This window comes from Streptomyces sp. NPDC030183 (assembly GCF_055573455.1).
The window spans coordinates 51,149-68,026 of sequence record NZ_JBVIBK010000029.1 but is presented as its reverse complement, the minus strand read 5'-3'; the positions used below and the strand labels follow the sequence as shown (position 1 = coordinate 68,026).

At 72.0% G+C, this 16,878-nt stretch carries 16 protein-coding genes; 3 read left to right on the top strand and 13 right to left on the bottom strand.

Translation table 11 applies throughout. The annotated features are described in order from the left end of the window. Window positions 1-182: 182 nt before the first annotated feature. Window positions 183-2,708 (bottom strand): ATP-dependent Clp protease ATP-binding subunit, encoded by a 2,526-nt coding sequence (locus ACZ4Z2_RS30405; RefSeq protein ID WP_055538661.1) that lies wholly within the window; start codon window positions 2,706-2,708, stop codon window positions 183-185. A 463-nt stretch (window positions 2,709-3,171) separates the two neighbouring features. On the opposite strand from ACZ4Z2_RS30405, the gene ACZ4Z2_RS30400 reads away from it, so the two are divergent. Beyond that, window positions 3,172-3,792, top strand: a complete 621-nt coding sequence (locus ACZ4Z2_RS30400; RefSeq protein WP_468080354.1) for an SCO3374 family protein — start codon at window positions 3,172-3,174, stop codon at window positions 3,790-3,792. Here ACZ4Z2_RS30400 and ACZ4Z2_RS30395 read toward each other — a convergent pair. From ACZ4Z2_RS30395 to ACZ4Z2_RS30350, 10 genes are all read right to left on the bottom strand, one after another. Next, window positions 3,771-4,106, bottom strand: a complete 336-nt coding sequence (locus ACZ4Z2_RS30395; protein WP_468080352.1) for a histone-like nucleoid-structuring protein Lsr2 — start codon at window positions 4,104-4,106, stop codon at window positions 3,771-3,773. The genes ACZ4Z2_RS30400 and ACZ4Z2_RS30395 overlap by 22 nt on opposite strands. Window positions 4,107-4,394: 288 nt before the next feature. After that, complete coding sequence (locus ACZ4Z2_RS30390) at window positions 4,395-4,934, bottom strand: amino-acid N-acetyltransferase (RefSeq protein ID WP_468080350.1); 540 nt, start codon at window positions 4,932-4,934, stop codon at window positions 4,395-4,397. 9 nt (window positions 4,935-4,943) lie between these two features. After that, window positions 4,944-5,414 (bottom strand): BlaI/MecI/CopY family transcriptional regulator, encoded by a 471-nt coding sequence (locus ACZ4Z2_RS30385; RefSeq protein WP_468080349.1) that lies wholly within the window; start codon window positions 5,412-5,414, stop codon window positions 4,944-4,946. 114 nt (window positions 5,415-5,528) lie between these two features. Next, window positions 5,529-5,705, bottom strand: coding sequence for a hypothetical protein (locus tag ACZ4Z2_RS30380; protein WP_468080348.1), 177 nt, complete (start codon window positions 5,703-5,705; stop codon window positions 5,529-5,531). A 19-nt stretch (window positions 5,706-5,724) separates the two neighbouring features. Continuing rightward, on the bottom strand, window positions 5,725-6,417 hold the full coding sequence (locus ACZ4Z2_RS30375) for a hypothetical protein (protein WP_468080392.1): 693 nt from the start codon (window positions 6,415-6,417) through the stop codon (window positions 5,725-5,727). 197 nt (window positions 6,418-6,614) lie between these two features. Beyond that, window positions 6,615-7,412, bottom strand: coding sequence for a type III pantothenate kinase (locus tag ACZ4Z2_RS30370; protein WP_468080347.1), 798 nt, complete (start codon window positions 7,410-7,412; stop codon window positions 6,615-6,617). A 16-nt stretch (window positions 7,413-7,428) separates the two neighbouring features. Further along, the gene (gene nadC / locus ACZ4Z2_RS30365; protein WP_468080346.1) at window positions 7,429-8,415 is read right to left on the bottom strand and encodes a carboxylating nicotinate-nucleotide diphosphorylase; all 987 of its coding nucleotides are present in this window, start codon (window positions 8,413-8,415) and stop codon (window positions 7,429-7,431) included. A 5-nt stretch (window positions 8,416-8,420) separates the two neighbouring features. Beyond that, a complete protein-coding gene (locus ACZ4Z2_RS30360) occupies window positions 8,421-10,136 on the bottom strand; it encodes an L-aspartate oxidase (RefSeq protein ID WP_468080345.1) in 1,716 nt (571 codons plus the stop codon). Next, on the bottom strand, window positions 10,133-11,125 hold the full coding sequence (gene panC / locus ACZ4Z2_RS30355; protein WP_468080343.1) for a pantoate--beta-alanine ligase: 993 nt from the start codon (window positions 11,123-11,125) through the stop codon (window positions 10,133-10,135). Before panC ends, ACZ4Z2_RS30360 begins: the two co-directional genes overlap by 4 nt. Then, a complete protein-coding gene (locus ACZ4Z2_RS30350) occupies window positions 11,122-12,060 on the bottom strand; it encodes a Rossmann-like and DUF2520 domain-containing protein (protein ID WP_468080341.1) in 939 nt (312 codons plus the stop codon). Before ACZ4Z2_RS30350 ends, panC begins: the two co-directional genes overlap by 4 nt. Before the next feature lie 181 nt (window positions 12,061-12,241). Here ACZ4Z2_RS30350 and ACZ4Z2_RS30345 point away from each other — a divergent pair, with 181 nt between their 5' ends. Then, window positions 12,242-13,483 carry a threonine aldolase family protein gene (locus ACZ4Z2_RS30345; RefSeq protein ID WP_468080339.1) on the top strand — a complete coding sequence of 414 codons (1,242 nt, stop codon included), beginning with the start codon at window positions 12,242-12,244 and terminating at the stop codon, window positions 13,481-13,483. A 160-nt stretch (window positions 13,484-13,643) separates the two neighbouring features. Further along, a complete protein-coding gene (locus ACZ4Z2_RS30340; RefSeq protein ID WP_468080337.1) occupies window positions 13,644-14,750 on the top strand; it encodes a DUF5937 family protein in 1,107 nt (368 codons plus the stop codon). A gap of 151 nt (window positions 14,751-14,901) precedes the next feature. Here the strand turns inward: ACZ4Z2_RS30340 and ACZ4Z2_RS30335 are convergent, their stop codons facing one another. Together ACZ4Z2_RS30335 and ACZ4Z2_RS30330 are read right to left on the bottom strand one after the other, a co-directional pair. Continuing rightward, entirely contained in the window at window positions 14,902-15,570 is a 669-nt protein-coding gene (locus ACZ4Z2_RS30335) for a response regulator (protein ID WP_468080335.1), read from the bottom strand. Between the two features lie 76 nt (window positions 15,571-15,646). Continuing rightward, window positions 15,647-16,849: a sensor histidine kinase gene (locus ACZ4Z2_RS30330; protein ID WP_468080334.1), complete on the bottom strand. Its 1,203-nt coding sequence runs from the start codon at window positions 16,847-16,849 to the stop codon at window positions 15,647-15,649. Window positions 16,850-16,878 lie beyond the last annotated feature (29 nt).

Genomic DNA, 16,878 nt, shown 5'->3' with positions numbered 1-16,878 from the left:
AAGGCGCTGAGCCTTGCCCGACTTCTCTGGAAAGGCGGCTCGTACTTTCCCCGTCCGCGAGTTCCCGTGCCGCGAGTTCCCGTGCTTTCCAGGGCCCCCACGCCGCCTTCCCACGGAAAAAGGGGCTGCCCCGGGACCGAAGTCCCGGGGCAGCCCCTTTCGCTCTGATCCGCCGAGGCGGACTACGCGTCCTTGCTCAGGTTCGGACCGGCGCCGCCGGCCGCCTGCTCGATCGGCGGGACGTCGGGCAGTGCCGACTTCTCCTCACCGCGGAAGGTGAAGGTCTGGGTGTCGCCCTCGCCCTCGGTGTCCACGACCACGATGTGACCGGGGCGCAGCTCGCCGAAGAGGATCTTCTCCGAGAGCGTGTCCTCGATCTCGCGCTGGATGGTCCGGCGCAGCGGCCGGGCGCCCAGCACGGGGTCGTAGCCCTTCTTGGACAGCAGTTCCTTCGCGGACTGGGAGAGCTCGATGCCCATGTCCCGGTCCTTGAGGCGCTCGTCCACCTTGCCGATCATCAGGTCGACGATCCGCAGGATGTCGGCCTGGGTGAGCTGCGGGAAGACGACGACGTCGTCCACACGGTTGAGGAACTCGGGCCGGAAGTGCTGCTTCAGCTCGTCCGAGACCTTGTTCTTCATGCGCTCGTAGTTGGTCTTCGTGTCACCCGAGGCCGCGAAGCCCAGGTTGAAGCCCTTGGAGATGTCCCGGGTGCCGAGGTTGGTCGTCATGATGATGACCGTGTTCTTGAAGTCCACGACCCGGCCCTGGGAGTCGGTCAGGCGACCGTCCTCCAGGATCTGCAGCAGCGAGTTGAAGATGTCCGGGTGGGCCTTCTCGACCTCGTCGAAGAGGACGACGGAGAACGGCTTGCGGCGGACCTTCTCGGTCAGCTGGCCGCCCTCCTCGTAGCCCACGTAGCCGGGGGGCGAACCGAAGAGACGCGACACCGTGTGCTTCTCGCTGAACTCCGACATGTCGAGGGAGATCAGCGCGTCCTCGTCGCCGAAGAGGAACTCGGCGAGCGCCTTGGACAGCTCGGTCTTACCGACACCGGACGGGCCGGCGAAGATGAACGAACCACCGGGACGCTTCGGGTCCTTCAGACCGGCGCGCGTACGGCGGATCGCCTTCGACAGCGCCTTGACGGCGTCGTCCTGGCCGATGACCCGCTTGTGGAGTTCCTCCTCCATGCGCAGCAGGCGGGAGGACTCCTCCTCCGTGAGCTTGAAGACCGGGATGCCGGTGGCCGTGGCGAGGACCTCGGCGATCAGCTCGCCGTCGACCTCGGCGACGACGTCCATGTCGCCGGCCTTCCACTCCTTCTCCCGCTTGGCCTTGGCGGCGAGGAGCTGCTTCTCCTTGTCGCGCAGGGAGGCGGCCTTCTCGAAGTCCTGCGAGTCGATCGCGGACTCCTTGTCGCGGCGGACACCGGCGATCTTCTCGTCGAACTCGCGCAGGTCCGGCGGCGCGGTCATCCGGCGGATGCGCATCCGGGAACCGGCCTCGTCGATCAGGTCGATCGCCTTGTCCGGCAGGAAGCGGTCCGAGATGTACCGGTCGGCCAGCGTGGCGGCCTGGACGAGGGCCTCGTCGGTGATGGAGACGCGGTGGTGGGCCTCGTACCGGTCACGCAGACCCTTGAGGATCTCGATCGTGTGCGGCAGGGACGGCTCGGCGACCTGGATGGGCTGGAAGCGACGCTCCAGGGCCGCGTCCTTCTCCAGGTGCTTGCGGTACTCGTCCAGCGTGGTGGCACCGATGGTCTGGAGCTCACCGCGGGCCAGCATCGGCTTCAGGATCGAAGCGGCGTCGATGGCGCCCTCGGCGGCACCCGCACCGACCAGCGTGTGCAGCTCGTCGATGAACAGGATGATGTCGCCGCGGGTGCGGATCTCCTTGAGGACCTTCTTCAGGCGCTCCTCGAAGTCACCGCGGTAGCGGGAGCCGGCGACCAGCGCGCCGAGGTCCAGGGTGTAGAGGTGCTTGTCCTTGAGGGTCTCGGGCACCTCGCCCTTGACGATGGCCTGGGCGAGGCCCTCGACGACGGCGGTCTTGCCGACGCCGGGCTCACCGATCAGGACCGGGTTGTTCTTGGTACGGCGGGACAGCACCTGCATGACCCGCTCGATCTCCTTCTCGCGCCCGATGACCGGGTCGAGCTTGGACTCACGAGCGGCCTGGGTGAGGTTCCGGCCGAACTGGTCGAGGACCAGGGACGTCGAGGGGGTGCCCTCGGCGGGACCGCCGGCGGTGGCGGTCTCCTTGCCCTGGTAGCCGGAGAGCAGCTGGATGACCTGCTGCCGCACCCGGTTGAGATCTGCGCCCAGCTTGACCAGGACCTGGGCGGCGACACCCTCGCCCTCACGGATCAGGCCGAGCAGGATGTGCTCCGTGCCGATGTAGTTGTGGCCCAGCTGAAGGGCCTCGCGGAGCGACAGCTCCAGGACCTTCTTGGCACGGGGGGTGAAGGGGATGTGCCCGGACGGGGCCTGCTGGCCCTGGCCGATGATCTCCTCCACCTGCTGGCGGACCGCCTCGAGCGAAATCCCGAGGCTCTCCAGGGCCTTAGCGGCGACACCCTCACCCTCGTGGATCAGGCCCAGGAGGATGTGCTCGGTGCCGATGTAGTTGTGGTTGAGCATCCGGGCTTCTTCCTGAGCCAGGACGACAACCCGCCGCGCGCGGTCGGTGAACCTCTCGAACATCGTTAATCGCTCCTCAGAGCGGTCAGGCAGTAAGGGGACGCTCCCCTCTCTGTCCTTCCGCAGCTTAGTCCCGCAAGCGGGGACCGCTCATTCCAACTGCCGACACCGTCCGGTTCACCTCCGCTCTCGCGGAGACAGAAGTTGCTGCCTCCTGGGTCCCGAACGCCGACATCTGCTCCAACCCGATGGTGCGAGACGATGTTCCCGCAGGCCAGGCAGTTACCCCCACCATCAGTACGCCGATGGCGAACGTGAGACGCCCTTTCCTGCGTGTCGCCCCCTCCCACTAGGGATGTCTTACCCGTAGGGACTGACACTCCATGCCGGGTGCACCGGTTCCCTCCGCTAAGGGCGAACATCCTTGCGCCGCCACCCACCGCTGAGCACCCCCTTCCCTTGCACCCTGTGCATCCACGCCGACACCCAGCGTAACTCCGGGCCCCTTCGCGCGGTTGCTCCTGACATGGCCATCGTCCCCCTTCCCCGCCGACCGCTCGACCCGAGCGGCGTCCCGTGCGACGCGGTACGGCAGTGGTACGAGAACGATCTCGGCTGGGCGACCGTGCCCGGGACGCCCGTACACCTCATTACGGGGCTGCGCTTCGATGTGCTCGACGTCCCGGCGGAGGCGGGGTTCGCGGCGCTGCGGCATCTGGGTCCGCTGCCCGGGCCGGGCTCGCCGGTGGCGCTGCGCGGCGGGCGCATGCTGCTGCTGGTCGCGGCGGGCGGCGCGGAAGAGGTGCCGGGACTGCTGGAGTGGCTGGACTGGGGCGGCCTCGAACTGGACCTCACAGCCGTGGGAACGGGCGGTCACATCGAGGCTCCGGCGCCCACGGGGTCGGCCGGAGGGCGCGTGGGAGTGCCGTGGGGCAGCGGTTCACAGGGGGCCGCCGTATGGCTGCGGCCCCCCGAGCCGGGATGCGAGGTCGAAGCCTCGCTGCCGACGATGTCGGCGCTGGGGGGCGCCGCGGGCACCCCCGACCTCGTACGGGTGGTGGACACGGTGGCGACGCACTGCCACCGCGTCCGGCTGCGGCGCGTGAGCACCGGACCGTCCGAGTCTCAGCCGTTGGCCTTCTCGTAGGCCTCGCGGATGGCGGCGGGGACACGACCGCGGTCGTTGACCTCGTGGCCGTTCTCCTTCGCCCAGGCGCGGATGGCCGCGGTGTCCTGGCTGCCGCCGGAGGCTGCGCGGGTCTTGCCGCGTCCCCCCGAAGCACGGCCTCCGGTACGCCGACCACCCTTGACGTAGGGGTCGAGAAGGCCGCGAAGCTTGTCCGCGTTGGCGGTCGTGAGGTCGATCTCGTACGTCTTGCCGTCCAGCGCGAACGTCACGGTCTCGTCCGCCTCGCCGCCGTCGAGGTCGTCGACAAGAAGGACCTGAACCTTCTGTGCCACCGGATTTCCTTTCATCGATAACTGCGGGGCCGGGGCCTGCGGCGTGCGCCGCTGTTTCACGTCCCCTGTTATATGCAGTACTGCAGTACGTCGGAAAGCAAACCGCTTTTCCAGGAAAAACACAAACCCCTGGGAGAGACCGGGGAGAGGACGAGCAGAGACCGGGGAGCCCGGGACGGACCGAAAACATGCGCGTTTCGGACATAGGGAACCCGGGCAAGGCGCCCTCACCGGAATAGCGCTTGAGGCTCGTTCGAAGCCCGGGGTTCCTTGGCGATCGCCCGACGATCACAGATGCAGAAGCATCCGGCTGTTGCCCAAGGTGTTCGGTTTCACCCGTTCGAGACCGAGGAACTCCGCGACACCCTCGTCATAGGAACGCAGCAGCTCCGCGTAGACATCGGTGTCGACGGGCGTCTCGCCGATCTCCACGAAGCCGTGCTTCGCGAAGAACTCGACTTCGAAGGTCAGACAGAAAACCCGGCGAACACCCAGCCAGCGAGCGGTCTCCAGCAACTTCTCCAGCAACCGGTGACCGACCCCGAGTCCCTTCGCCTCCGGGTTCACCGCGAGAGTGCGGACTTCCGCGAGGTCTTCCCACATCACGTGCAGCGCCCCGCAGCCCACGACCTCCGCGTCCGCGCCGGTGCCCCGCTCCGCCACCCAGAACTCCTGGATGTCCTCGTAAAGCGTCACCGTCGCTTTGTCGAGGAGGATGCGGCGCTGGACGTAGGAGTCGAGCAGCCGGCGTACGTGCGGGACATCGCTGGTCCGAGCCCGTCGGACGGTGAGGGCTTTAGCGGTGACTTCGGGACTCTCTGCTGGCATGAGCGGACGCTATCGCCCGGGGCGATCCGGGGATTGGCCGGGGGTGCCCCTTGTTTCACCGGACGATTCGGGGGATTCGGCGCCGGTTTCAGCAGGGGTTTCGGCTTGGGCGGCGGGCGGCGTGAGGGCTTCGGGACCTTGCACGATGCGTACGGCGTCGGTGAGGGACTGCCGCTGTTCCTCGCTCATCATCCCGAAGAAGGCGACGAGAGCGGCCGCGGGGTTGTCGCTCTGCGACCATGCCTCGTTCATGAGAGCGGCCGCGTAGGCGGCGCGCGTGGAGACCGCCTCATATCGATAGGCCCGGCCTTCCGCCTCCCGGCGCACCCAGCCCTTCTGATGGAGATTGTCCAGAACGGTCATCACCGTGGTGTACGCGATGGACCGTTCCTGTTGGAGATCTTCCAGGACTTCCCGAACGGTCACCGGGCGGTTCCACTTCCACACCCGCGTCATGACCGCGTCTTCGAGTTCTCCCAATGGGCGAGGCACAGTTCCTCACGATATCCGGAGAAGGGGAACAAAAAGGGCGTACGACTCGAAAAACATACGAGTCGTACGCCGATGGGGGTGCGAGGCGCCGGGCGCCGGGCCTCAGCGGTCGCTGTCGGAGGCGGGGCGGGCGCGGTCCGCGCGGGCGAGCGCCGCGTCGACGGCCGCGTCCTCCTTGGCCTTGTTGGGGCCGCCCTGGGTCTTCACGATCACCCTGATCACACCGATGAACAGCGCGGCCATCACGAAGGGGGGCAGGAGCGCGGAGACGTAGTCCATGGGTCCAGGGTAGCCAGGGCTAGACGGCGGCCAGCTGCTGGGGCGGGTTGGCCGGCGGGGCGCCGGGCTTCCGTTTGGGCGGGAAGACCTCGCCCGGGGTGGGGACGGGTCGCCGGCTCGGCGGCGGCGCGTCGGGCCGGGGCACGGGGCCCGGCTTGTCGGCCGGCTGGGCGGGACGGGCGGGTCCGGCCGGCTTCGGGGGCTGCTCGGCGGGCTCCTCACCGGCCGCACGCGCGTGTGCCGCGCACGCGGACAGACCGCCCGGCAGAGCGGTGAGCCGGCCGCGCGCGGGGGCGCCGGCGCCGGAGCGGGAGGCCGGCACGACCACCGTCCGCGCCGCGCGCCCCGCGAAGCGGACGCGCACGTCCCGCTCCGCGAGGGGGCGGCAGCGCTCCAGAAGGGCGGCCGCCGTGGGGTTGCCGCGCAGGGCGCGCAGCGCGGCGAGGTCGTCCGGGTGGGGGCGGTACCCGGCGTCCAGGGCCTCCTCCAGGAGAGCCGCGTAGCCCGTGACCGTGCCGGGGAGCGCGGCGCGGTAGCGGGCGAGGTCGGCCAGCAGGAAGGCCCTCAGGCGGGCGTCCTCGCGGGTCGCCTCGTCGACGGACTCGGCCAGCCGGAGGCAGTCCTGGACGTCCTCCGCCGAGGCGGGACTGGGGTTCAGGGCGAGGGCGAGGGCACGACGGAGCACACGCAGCTCCTCAGCGCCGAACGCCATGCCGCCGCGGGTTCCGTGGGGCGTGGGCATGCGGCGACGATACGCGCTAATCAGACAAAAGAGGCTCGCGCGGGGGTGCGTGGCGCCGGGGACCACCCGCGTGGGGGGATCTTGATCGGGGGCCGCCTTCCAGGCCGGGGGTACGGACGTCGGCGGCTGCGGGCGCACCCCCGAGCTGGAAGGCGACCGGCGCGCCCTCAGAGACGCGACACGTTCCGCTCGTACACCAGCCGCAACCCGATCAGCGTCAACCACGGCTCGTGCTCGTCGATCACCGACGACTCGCCCAGCACCATCGGCGCCAACCCACCCGTCGCGATCACCGTCACCTCGTCCGGGTCGTCCGCCAGCTCGCGGACCATGCGGCTCACCACGCCGTCGACCTGCCCGGCGAACCCGTAGACGATGCCCGCCTGCATCGCCTCGACCGTGTTCTTGCCGATCACGCTGCGGGGCCGGGCGACCTCGATCTTGCGGAGCTGCGCGCCCTTGACGCCGAGCGCGTCGACGGAGATCTCGATGCCGGGGGCGATGACGCCGCCGACGTACTCGCCGCGCGCGCTGACCGCGTCGAACGTCGTCGCCGTACCGAAGTCGACGACGATCGCGGGGCCGCCGTACAGCTCGACCGCGGCGACCGCGTTGATGATGCGGTCGGCGCCGACCTCCTTGGGGTTGTCGGTGAGGATCGGCACGCCGGTCTTCACGCCCGGCTCGACGAGGACGGCCGGGACGTCCCCGTAGTAGCGCCGGGTCACCTCCCGCAGTTCGTGCAGCACCGAGGGGACCGTCGCGCAGATCGCGATGCCGTCGATGCCGTCGCCGAGCTCCTCGCCTAGCAGCGGGTGCATGCCCATGAGGCCCTGGAGGAGGACCGCCAGCTCGTCGGCGGTGCGGCGCGAGTCCGTGGAGATGCGCCAGTGTTCGACGATGTCCTCGCCGTCGAACAGTCCGAGGACGGTGTGGGTGTTGCCCACGTCGATCGTCAGCAGCATGACCGGTCCCCCGTCCCTACTCGGCCGCGCGCAGGTCGAGGCCGATGTCCAGGATCGGGGACGAGTGGGTCAGGGCCCCGACGGCCAGGAAGTCGACGCCGGTGTCCGCGTACGCCCTGGCGCCCTCGAGGGTGAGCCGGCCGGACGCCTCCAGCAGTGCCCGGCCCGCGACGAGGGCGACGGCCTCCTCGCACTCCAGGGGCGTGAAGTTGTCCAGGAGGATCAGGTCGGCACCCGCGTCGACGACCTCGCGGAGCTGGTGGAGGGTGTCGACCTCGACCTCGATGGGCACCTCGGGGAACATCTCGCGGACGGCCTTGAACGCCTGCGCGACTCCTCCGGCGGCGACCACGTGGTTGTCCTTGACCAGGGCCGCGTCGGACAGCGACATGCGGTGGTTGACGCCGCCGCCACAGCGGACGGCGAACTTCTCCAGGGAGCGCAGCCCCGGCGTCGTCTTCCGGGTGTCGCGGACCTTGGCCTTGGTGCCCTCCAGGGCGTCCGCCCACGCGCGCGTGGCGGTCGCGATGCCGGAGAGGCGGCACAGCAGGTTCAGGGCGCTGCGTTCGGCGGTGAGGAGGTCGCGGGTGGCGCCGGTGACGCTGAGGAGCTTCTGTCCGGCCTCCACGCGGTCGCCGTCGTCGACGTGCCGCTCGACCTCGAACTCGTCGGAGCAGGCGACCGACAGGACCGCCTCGGCGACCCTGAGGCCCGCCACGACGCCGCCCTCGCGCGCGGTGAAGTCGGCGGTGGCGCGGGCGTCCTCGGGGATCGTGGCGACGGTGGTGACGTCCACGCCGTGGTCGAGGTCCTCCTGGATGGCGACGTTGGCGATGTCCTCGACCTCGACGGGGTCGAGGCCGGCGTCGGCCAGGAGCTGGGCGAGCGCGGGGTCGAGCCCGCACTCCAGGTACTCCTCGCCCGTGAGGCCGTCGTCGGCGCCGCACGCGCAGCCGTCGCCGCAGCCGCCTCCGGAGGCGAGGGGAAGTTCGGGGGTGCTCACGTCTGTCACTGCTCCTGGTGAAACGGCCGGGTCGGGGGGAAGTCTGCGGTATCCGTGGTGTGCAGCGCGAGCGTGCGGTCCGGATTGAGCCGTACGACGATGTGGCGGCGCCAGTCGGTGTCGTCGCGCTCGGCGCGGTCCTCGCGCCAGTGGCAGCCGCGGGTCTCCTCGCGCAGCCGGGCGGCGGCGACCAGGACACGGGCCACGCACAGGAGGTTGGTGGTCTCCCAGGTGTCGACGCCGGGCTCGGCGGTCTTGCCGTTCTCGGCGAGGGCGTCGCGGGCCTGGGCGTGCAGCCGGTCCAGGGCCGCGTCGGCGGCGGCCAGCGATGCCTCGGAGCGCAGCACGCCGGCGCCCTCGGTCATGGTCCGCTGGATCGCGAACCGTACCTCCGGGGCGAGCAGCGGGTGCGCGGGCTTCTCGGCGTACGGGACGGGCTGCGGCACCCGCGCGTGGAGGCCGTTCTCGGCGTGGGCCGCGGCGATGTCGGCGGCGATGCGCTCGGCGTAGACCAGGCCCTCCAGGAGGGAGTTCGAGGCGAGCCGGTTGGCGCCGTGGACGCCGGTGCAGGCGACCTCGCCGCAGGCGTACAGGCCGGGGACGGTCGTACGGCCGTGGGAGTCGGTGCGGACGCCGCCCGAGGCGTAGTGGGCGGCCGGGGCGACCGGGATGGGCTCGGCGACGGGGTCGAGGCCGTGGGCGCGGCAGGCGGCGAGGATGGTGGGGAAGCGGTGCTCCCACATGTCGGCGCCGAAGTGCCGGGCGTCCAGGTACATGTGTTCGGCGCCCTGCTCCTGCATACGGCGCGTGATGCCCTTGGCGACGATGTCCCGGGGCGCGAGTTCGGCCAGCTCGTGCTGTCCGAGCATGAAGCGGGTGCCGGCGGCGTCGACCAGGTGGGCGCCCTCGCCGCGGACGGCCTCGGAGACCAGGGGCTGCTGGCCCTCGGCGTCCGTGCCGAGGAACAGCACGGTGGGGTGGAACTGCACGAATTCGAGGTCGGAGACCTCGGCGCCCGCGCGCAGGGCGAGCGCCACGCCGTCGCCGGTGGACACGGACGGGTTGGTGGTGGCGGAGAAGACCTGGCCCATGCCGCCGGTGGCGAGGACCACGGCGGGGGCGTGGACGGCTCCCACGCCGTCGTGCTGGCCCTCTCCCATGACGTGCAGGGTGACACCGGCGGTGCGGCCCTCGGCGTCCGTGAGGAGGTCCAGGACGAGCGCGTTCTCGATCGTGCGCAGGCCCCGCGCGCGTACCGCCTCGACGAGGGCCCGGGAGATCTCGGCGCCGGTGGCGTCGCCACCCGCGTGGGCGATGCGGCGGCGGTGGTGGCCGCCCTCGCGGGTCAGCTCCAGACCGCCTTCCTCGGACTCGTCGAAGTGGGCGCCGGTCTCGATGAGGCGGCGTACGGCGTCGGGGCCTTCGGTGACGAGGAGGCGTACGGCGTTCTCGTCGCACAGGCCGGCGCCCGCGACCAGGGTGTCGTCCAGGTGCTGGTCGGGGGTGTCGCCCTCGCCGAGGGCCGCGGCGATGCCGCCCTGCGCCCAGCGGGTCGAGCCGTCGTCGAGGCGGGCCTTGGTGACGACGACCGTCTTCAGACCCGCGGCCTCGCAGCGCAGCGCGGCGGTCAGGCCGGCGACGCCGGAGCCGACGACGACCACGTCGGCGTCGATGGACCAGCCCGGTGCGGGGGCGTGCAGTCGTATGCCTGTGCTGCTCACGAGGCGGCTCCGAAGGTCAGCGGGATGTTGTCGATCAGCCGGGTCGTCCCCACCCGGGCCGCGACGGCGAGGACGGCTTCGCCGGTGAAGTCGTCGGGGATGTCGGTGAAGTCGGACGGGTCCACCAGCGCCAGGTAGTCCAGCTCCAGCGGGGGCTTCCTGCGCAGGGCCTCGTCGAGGACCAGGCGGGCGGCGGCGCGGACGGCGGCGGGGCCGCCGGGGGCCGCCTTGGCCATGGCGTGGGCGTCGGCGGCCGCGCGGGACTCGCCGAGCGCGCTGAGGGCCTCGGCACGCGCGCGGGTGGCGGGCACCTCGCGGGCACGCGCGCGGAGCGCCTCCTGCGCGGCGTGCCGGTCCCGGCCCGCGAACAGGGCCTGGGAGAGGGCGAGGGCGGTGCGGCGTTCCTGGGCGGACAGGTAGCGGTTGCGGCTGGACAGGGCGAGCCCGTCCGGTTCCCGGACTGTGGGGACGGCGACGACGTCCACGCCGAAGTTGAGGTCCCGGACCATGCGGCGGATCAGGGCGAGCTGCTGGGCGTCCTTCTGTCCGTAGAGCGCCACGTCGGGGCGGGTGAGGTGGAGCAGCTTGGCGACGACGGTCAGCATGCCGTCGAAGTGGCCGGGGCGGGAGGCGCCCTCCAGGCGTTCGCCCATGGGGCCCGCGGTGATGCGCACCTGGGGTTCGCCGCCCGGGTAGACCTCGTCGACCGCGGGGGCGAACACGACGTCGGCGCCGGACTGTTCGGCGAGCTTGACGTCGGCGTCCAGGGTGCGGGGATAGCGGTCGAGGTCCTCGCCCGCGCCGAACTGGAGGGGGTTCACGAAGACGGTGACGACGACCTCGCCCTCGGGGCCGGCGATCTCGCGCGCGGTGCGGATCAGCGTGGCGTGGCCCTCGTGCAGGGCGCCCATGGTCATCACGACGGCGCGGCGGCCCGCACGCGTGCGTGCGTGCAGGTCGTCGGCGGTGCGCAGCACGGTGGTGGTCATCCGGCGTTCCCTTCGGTCCCGGTGGTGCCGCCTGCTCCGTTCGCGAGTACCCCGAGGAGGTCCTCCGCCAGCTCCGGCTTGAGCAGGCCGTGCGCGAGGGCCCGGTCGGCGGTGGCGCGGGCCATCGCCAGGTATCCGGCGACGGTCGCGGGGGCGTGCGCGCGCAGCTCGGCGATGTGCGCGGCGACCGTGCCCGCGTCGCCGCGCGCGACGGGGCCGGTGAGGGCGGCGTCGCCCGAGCGCAGGGCGTTGTCGAGGGCGGCGCCCAGGAGGGGGCCGAGCATGCGGTCGGGGGCGGTGACGCCGGCCGTGCGCAGCAGTTCCATGGACTGGGCGACCAGCGTCACCAGGTGGTTGGCGCCGAGGGCGAGGGCCGCGTGGTACAGCGGACGGTTCGCCTCGGCGATCCACTCGGGCTCGCCGCCCATCTCGATCACCAGCGCCTCGGCCGCCAGCCGCAGCTCCTCGGGCGCCGTGACCCCGAACGAGCACCCGGCGAGCCGCTGCACGTCCACGGCGGTCCCGGTGAACGTCATCGCGGGGTGCAGCGCCAGCGGCAGCGCCCCCGCCCGCAGCGCCGGGTCCAGCACCTTCGCGCCGTACCGCCCGGAGGTGTGCACCAGCAGCTGGCCGGGCCGTACGGACCCGGTCTCGGCGAGGCCCTCCACGAGGCCCGGCAGGGCGTCGTCCGGGACGGTCAGCAGGACCAGGTCGGCGTGGCGCAGGACGTCGGCCGGGGGCATCAGCGGCACGTCGGGCAGCAGTTCGGCGGCGCGTCGCCGGGAGGCGTCGGAGACCCCCGACACGGCCACCGGGCGGTGTCCCGCGAGCTGCAGCGACGCGGCCAGCGCCGGGCCGACCCGGCCGGCGCCCACGACGCCGACGGTGAGCCGCGCGGGGCGGTCCTTCGGCTCTGGTTGCTGGAATGTACTCACTCGCGGTGGCCTTCCCGTTCCAGTCCGCTCTGGGTACCGGACGATTTCTCGTCATGTTAACGCGATTGGTTCGGGGGTCGATCGGTTGTCCACAGGCTGTGGGTTTCCCCGCGGAGTGTCCGCAGGTCGTGGCGGTGTGAAATCCGTGGGCCCGGAGGGCGGGGCGCGGGATGATCCAGGGATGACTGACGCGGCGGACGAGACTACGGCAGGAACGCACGACGGACGGGGCCCCGGGGACCCCGAGGAGGCGGAGGAGACCGAGGCGGTGGCCGAGGGCTCCGCGGCGATCTCGCGGTACAGGCGGCGGCGGATCGCGCACCGCGCGGCGGACCGCGTGCTGTCGCGGCCGGGTGCCCTGGGGACGGTGCGGGAGCGGCTGGCCGTGCTGGACGCGGCCGGTGACGCGTACGACCTGGACGAGCCGGCGGACATCTACGGCAACGGGGTCGTCGAGGCCCTGGAGGAGCGGACGGCCGCGCTGCTCGGCACGGAGGCCGCCGCGTTCTTCCCGACCGGCACGATGGCCCAGCAGGTGGCCCTGCGCTGCTGGGCGGCCCGTACCGGGAACCCGGCCGTCGCACTGCACGCGCTGTCCCACCCCGAGGTGCACGAACGGAACGCGCTCAGCCAGCTCAGCGGGTTGCGCCCGGTCCGGCTGACGGGCGAGGCACGGCAGCCGACCGCCGACGAGGTGAGTGGCCTCGCCGAGCCCTTCGGGACGCTGATGCTCGAACTGCCCCTCCGGGACGCCGGTTTCGTGCTGCCCTCCTGGGAGGAGCTGACCGCCCTCGCCGAGGCGGCCCGCGAACGCGACGCGGTGGTCCACTTCGACGGGGCCCGTCTGTGGGAGTCCGCCACGCACTTCGGCCGCCCCGTCGACGAGATCGCGTCCCTCGCGGACAGCGTCTACGTGTCGTACTACAAGTCCCTCGACGCCTACGGCGGTGCCGCGATCGCCGGCCCCAGGACACTGGTGGACGACTTGAGGACCTGGCGGCACCGGTACGGCGGCCAGCTCTTCCACCAGTTCCCGACCGCCCTGTCGGCCCTCGTCGGACTGGAGCGGGAGCTGCCCCGGCTGCCGGAGTACGTCCGCCACGCGCGCGTGGTCGCCGCCGCGCTGAGCGAGGGGTTCGCGGAGGCGGGGGTGCCGTGGGCGCGGGTGCACCCGGAGGTGCCGCACACGCACGAGTTCCAGGTGTGGCTGCCGTACGACACCGAGGTCGTCGCGGAGGCGGCGGTCCGGCAGGGCGAGGAGACCAAGACGCTGCTGGTCGCCCGCGCCTGGGACAGGGGCGGGCCGGGGCTGGCCGTCACCGAGGTGGAGGTGCGGGCGGCGGGGCTGGAGTGGACGGCGCGGGACGTACGGCGGGCGGTCGTGGACTTCATGGCGCGGGTGAGGACGGTGCTCGGGGCGTAGGGCTCCGCATGTTCGCGGCGGGGCGGGGGCGCACGCAGGGGGCGAGGCAGGGGGCGCCCTCCGGGAGCGGGGCGGAGGTCGCGCTCCGGCGGCGGGGCGCGGGGACCGAGGCGTTCGCCGGGGTGGGGGTGTTGTCAGTGGGCGGGTGCACCATGTGGTCATGAGCGTGCGCATCGACATCACGGGGCTGCGGCCGGAGCGGGTGGCCTTCGTCCCCTCGCCCCTGGCGGAACTCGGCATGGCGCTGCACGTACTGGCCGAGCCGGGGCACCACCCGGGGCTCCAGGGCTGGGTGACGGCGGTGACCGCCCGGCTCGACGCGCATCTCGCGGACCGGATGTGCGAGGCCGACTTCCTGTGGCGTACGACGTTCTCGGACCTGTTCATGCCGTTCGCCGGCATACCCGGCCGGGACACGCTCCCCGGCGGGACGCTCGCCGAGGACCTGGACCTGCTGGACAAGCTGACGGACGACCAGTTCGTGGACGCGGGCATGGAGTTCGTCTGCACCCCCGGCTACGACTCGCGGAAGCGTGACGTGCTGTCCGACCCGGAGACGCGCCGGCTCGCCCTGGAACTGGCCGCCGCGCGGGGGCCGCGGCAGGTGCGGTTCGCGCAGCGGCTGCTGGCGGACCCGCCGGGTGTGCGGGCCTGGCTGCGTCGGTTCCTGGAGGACTGCGACGAGGCGTTCTTCGCCGAGACCTGGTCCCGGCTGCGCCACACCCTCGCCGGGGACGCCCGCCACAAGACCGAACTGCTGCGGCACAAGGGGCCCGCCGAGGCGCTGGGTGCCGTCTCCCCGTCGATCGCCCTGGACGAGGCGGCGGCGCGGGTCACCGTGGACAAGCTGGTCGAGAGCCGGACGGCCACGGAGGACGGCGGCCTTCTCCTCGTCCCGACCAGCCTGGGCCGCCCCCATCTGACGGTCCTGCACCGGTTCGGCTGGCAGCCGGTGCTCCAGTACCCGGTCGGTGCCGCCGAGCCCGCCGCCCCGCCCTCGGTCGAGCAGCTCGCCCTGCGCATGACCGCCCTGTCCCACCCCGTCCGGATGCGCCTGTGCCGCAACCTCGCCCGCAGCGCGTACACCACGGGCGAGCTGGCCCAGATGCTGGGCGTGACGGCGCCGGAGATATCCCGGCACCTCGCCGTCCTGAAGAAGGCGGGCCTCCTCACCACCCGCCGCCGCGGCCGGTACGTACTGCACCAGCTGGACGTGACGGTGGTGGCCCGCCTCGGCAGCGACTTCCTGGAAGGGCTGCTGCGGTAGGCGGGGGCGACTTTCTGGAAGGGCTGCTGCGGTAGGCGGGACGATCCGCCCCGAACAGGCTGGGCGGCCCGTGTCGGGACACCCCCGCCTCCGGCACCGCGACCGAGGAGAGCGGGCGGCGGACCATGCGGTCGGCGGGTGACTCGGTGGGTCAGCCGTGTCCGCCTGCTCGGACCAGGCCCGTCTCGTATGCCAGGACGACCACCTGGACGCGGTCGCGCAGGCCCAGCTTGGTGAGGATGCGGCCCACATGGGTCTTGACCGTGGCCTCGGACAGGACGAGGCGGGCGGCGATCTCACCGTTGGACAGGCCCTGGGCGACGAGGATCATCACCTCGCGCTCGCGTTCGGTGAGCCGCTCCAGCTCCTTGTGCTGAGGGTCGGCCGTACCCGGCAGCATCGGCGCGAACCGGTCGAGCAGGCGCCGGGTGGTGGACGGCGCCACGACCGCGTCGCCGCTGTGCACGGAACGGATCGCGGCCAGCAGTTCACCCGGCGGCACGTCCTTGAGCATGAAACCGGAGGCGCCCGCCTTCAGCCCGGAGAACGCGTACTCGTCGAGGTCGAAGGTGGTCAGGATGAGCACCTTCGGCGGGTTCGGCTCGGCGCAGATACGGCGGGTGGCCTCGACGCCGTCCAGCTTCGGCATCCGGACGTCCATGAGGACCACGTCCACGGCCGTCGACCGCACCACCTGCAGGGCCTCGACGCCGTCACCCGCCTCGGCCACGACCTCCATGTCCGGCTGGGCCGCCAGCACCATCCGGAACCCGGTGCGCAGCAGCACCTGGTCGTCGACGAGCATCACGCGGATCGCCATCGGGTCCTCTTCCGTGTCCGTGGGGGTGGTCGTGGCGTGCCGTCCGTGACAGGTGTCAGCCGGGGGCACGACCGTGTCAGTGTGCGGGCTTGAGCGGCAGGAGGGCGCTGATCCGGAAGCCGCCACCGGGCCGGGGACCCGCGTCGAGCGTGCCGCCGACCATACCGACGCGCTCGCGCATCCCGATCAGGCCGTGCCCCTGGCCGTCGACGCCGCCCTCCTCGTACAGCTCGTGCGGGGCGCCCTTGCCGTCGTCCTCGACGAGCAGACCGAGCCCGTCGTCGAAGTACACCAGCCGGACGCTCGCACCCGCGTTCGGGCCGCCGTGCTTGCGGGTGTTGGTCAGGGCCTCCTGGACGATGCGGTACGCCGTCAGCTCCACCCCGCTGGGCAGCGGGCGCGGGGTGCCCTCGATCTTGAAGTCGACGGGCAGCCCGGCGGTGCGGCACTGCTCCACGAGGTCGTCGATCTGCTCGACGTCCGGCTGCGGGACGTACTCGCCGACCTCCTGGTGCTCGCCGGTGCGCAGGACGCCCAGCAGGCGGCGCATCTCGGCGAGGGCCTGGCGGCCGGTGGAGGAGATGGTCTCCAGGGCCTTCTTCGCCTGGTCGGGGGCGGCGTCCAGGACGTAGGCGGCGCCGTCGGCCTGGACGACCATCACCGACACGTTGTGCGCGACGACGTCGTGCAGTTCACGGGCGATCCGGGCGCGCTCGGCGGCGACCGCGACCTTGGCCTGCGCCTCGCGCTCCTTCTCCAGACGGGCGGCGCGCTCCTCCAGCTGGGCGAAGTACGCCCGGCGGGTGCGCAGCGAGTCGCCGAGCACCCAGGCGAGGGCGAACGGCACCGTCAGGATGATCGCGAGCACGGCGTTGCCCAGCATGCCCACCTGCTCGTCGTCCCACCGCATCTGCGCCAGCGGCGCCGCGCACAGACCTCCGGCCAGGGCGAACCGCGAGGCCCAGCGGGCGCCGTTCGCCGCGACCGTGTAGATGACCACCAGCATCGCGAAGTCGGCCGGGATCATGGGCACGTCGAAGAACAGTTGCGCGATGCCCGCGGCGGCGGCCAGCACCAGCATCTTCTCCGGCATACGCCGACGCAGGGCGACCGACAGGCAGAGGGCCAGCGTGATCGGCACGAGCGCGGAATCGGTCGCGCCCACCGCGTAGTCGGAGTGGATCGGTCCGCCCAGCACGGACATCCCGAGCAGGATGAAGGCCCAGAAGGCGTCGACCCATGTCGGGTGCCTGCGGAGGAAGTCATAGAGGCGCTGCACGTAACCCAGCGTAGGGAAGCGCGCGGCAC

What these genes read in the sequence shown, in the direction of transcription:
- ACZ4Z2_RS30405 (WP_055538661.1), bottom strand. Translation starts at nt 2,708, where the DNA reads ATGTTCGAGAGGTTCACCGACCGCGCGCGGCGGGTTGTCGTCCTGGCT.
- ACZ4Z2_RS30400 (WP_468080354.1), top strand. Translation starts at nt 3,172, where the DNA reads ATGGCCATCGTCCCCCTTCCCCGCCGACCGCTCGACCCGAGCGGCGTC.
- ACZ4Z2_RS30390 (WP_468080350.1), bottom strand. Translation starts at nt 4,934, where the DNA reads ATGCCAGCAGAGAGTCCCGAAGTCACCGCTAAAGCCCTCACCGTCCGA.
- ACZ4Z2_RS30380 (WP_468080348.1), bottom strand. Translation starts at nt 5,705, where the DNA reads ATGGACTACGTCTCCGCGCTCCTGCCCCCCTTCGTGATGGCCGCGCTG.
- ACZ4Z2_RS30375 (WP_468080392.1), bottom strand. Translation starts at nt 6,417, where the DNA reads ATGGCGTTCGGCGCTGAGGAGCTGCGTGTGCTCCGTCGTGCCCTCGCC.
- ACZ4Z2_RS30370 (WP_468080347.1), bottom strand. Translation starts at nt 7,412, where the DNA reads ATGCTGCTGACGATCGACGTGGGCAACACCCACACCGTCCTCGGACTG.
- panC (WP_468080343.1), bottom strand. Translation starts at nt 11,125, where the DNA reads ATGACCACCACCGTGCTGCGCACCGCCGACGACCTGCACGCACGCACG.
- ACZ4Z2_RS30345 (WP_468080339.1), top strand. Translation starts at nt 12,242, where the DNA reads ATGACTGACGCGGCGGACGAGACTACGGCAGGAACGCACGACGGACGG.
- ACZ4Z2_RS30340 (WP_468080337.1), top strand. Translation starts at nt 13,644, where the DNA reads ATGAGCGTGCGCATCGACATCACGGGGCTGCGGCCGGAGCGGGTGGCC.
- ACZ4Z2_RS30335 (WP_468080335.1), bottom strand. Translation starts at nt 15,570, where the DNA reads ATGGCGATCCGCGTGATGCTCGTCGACGACCAGGTGCTGCTGCGCACC.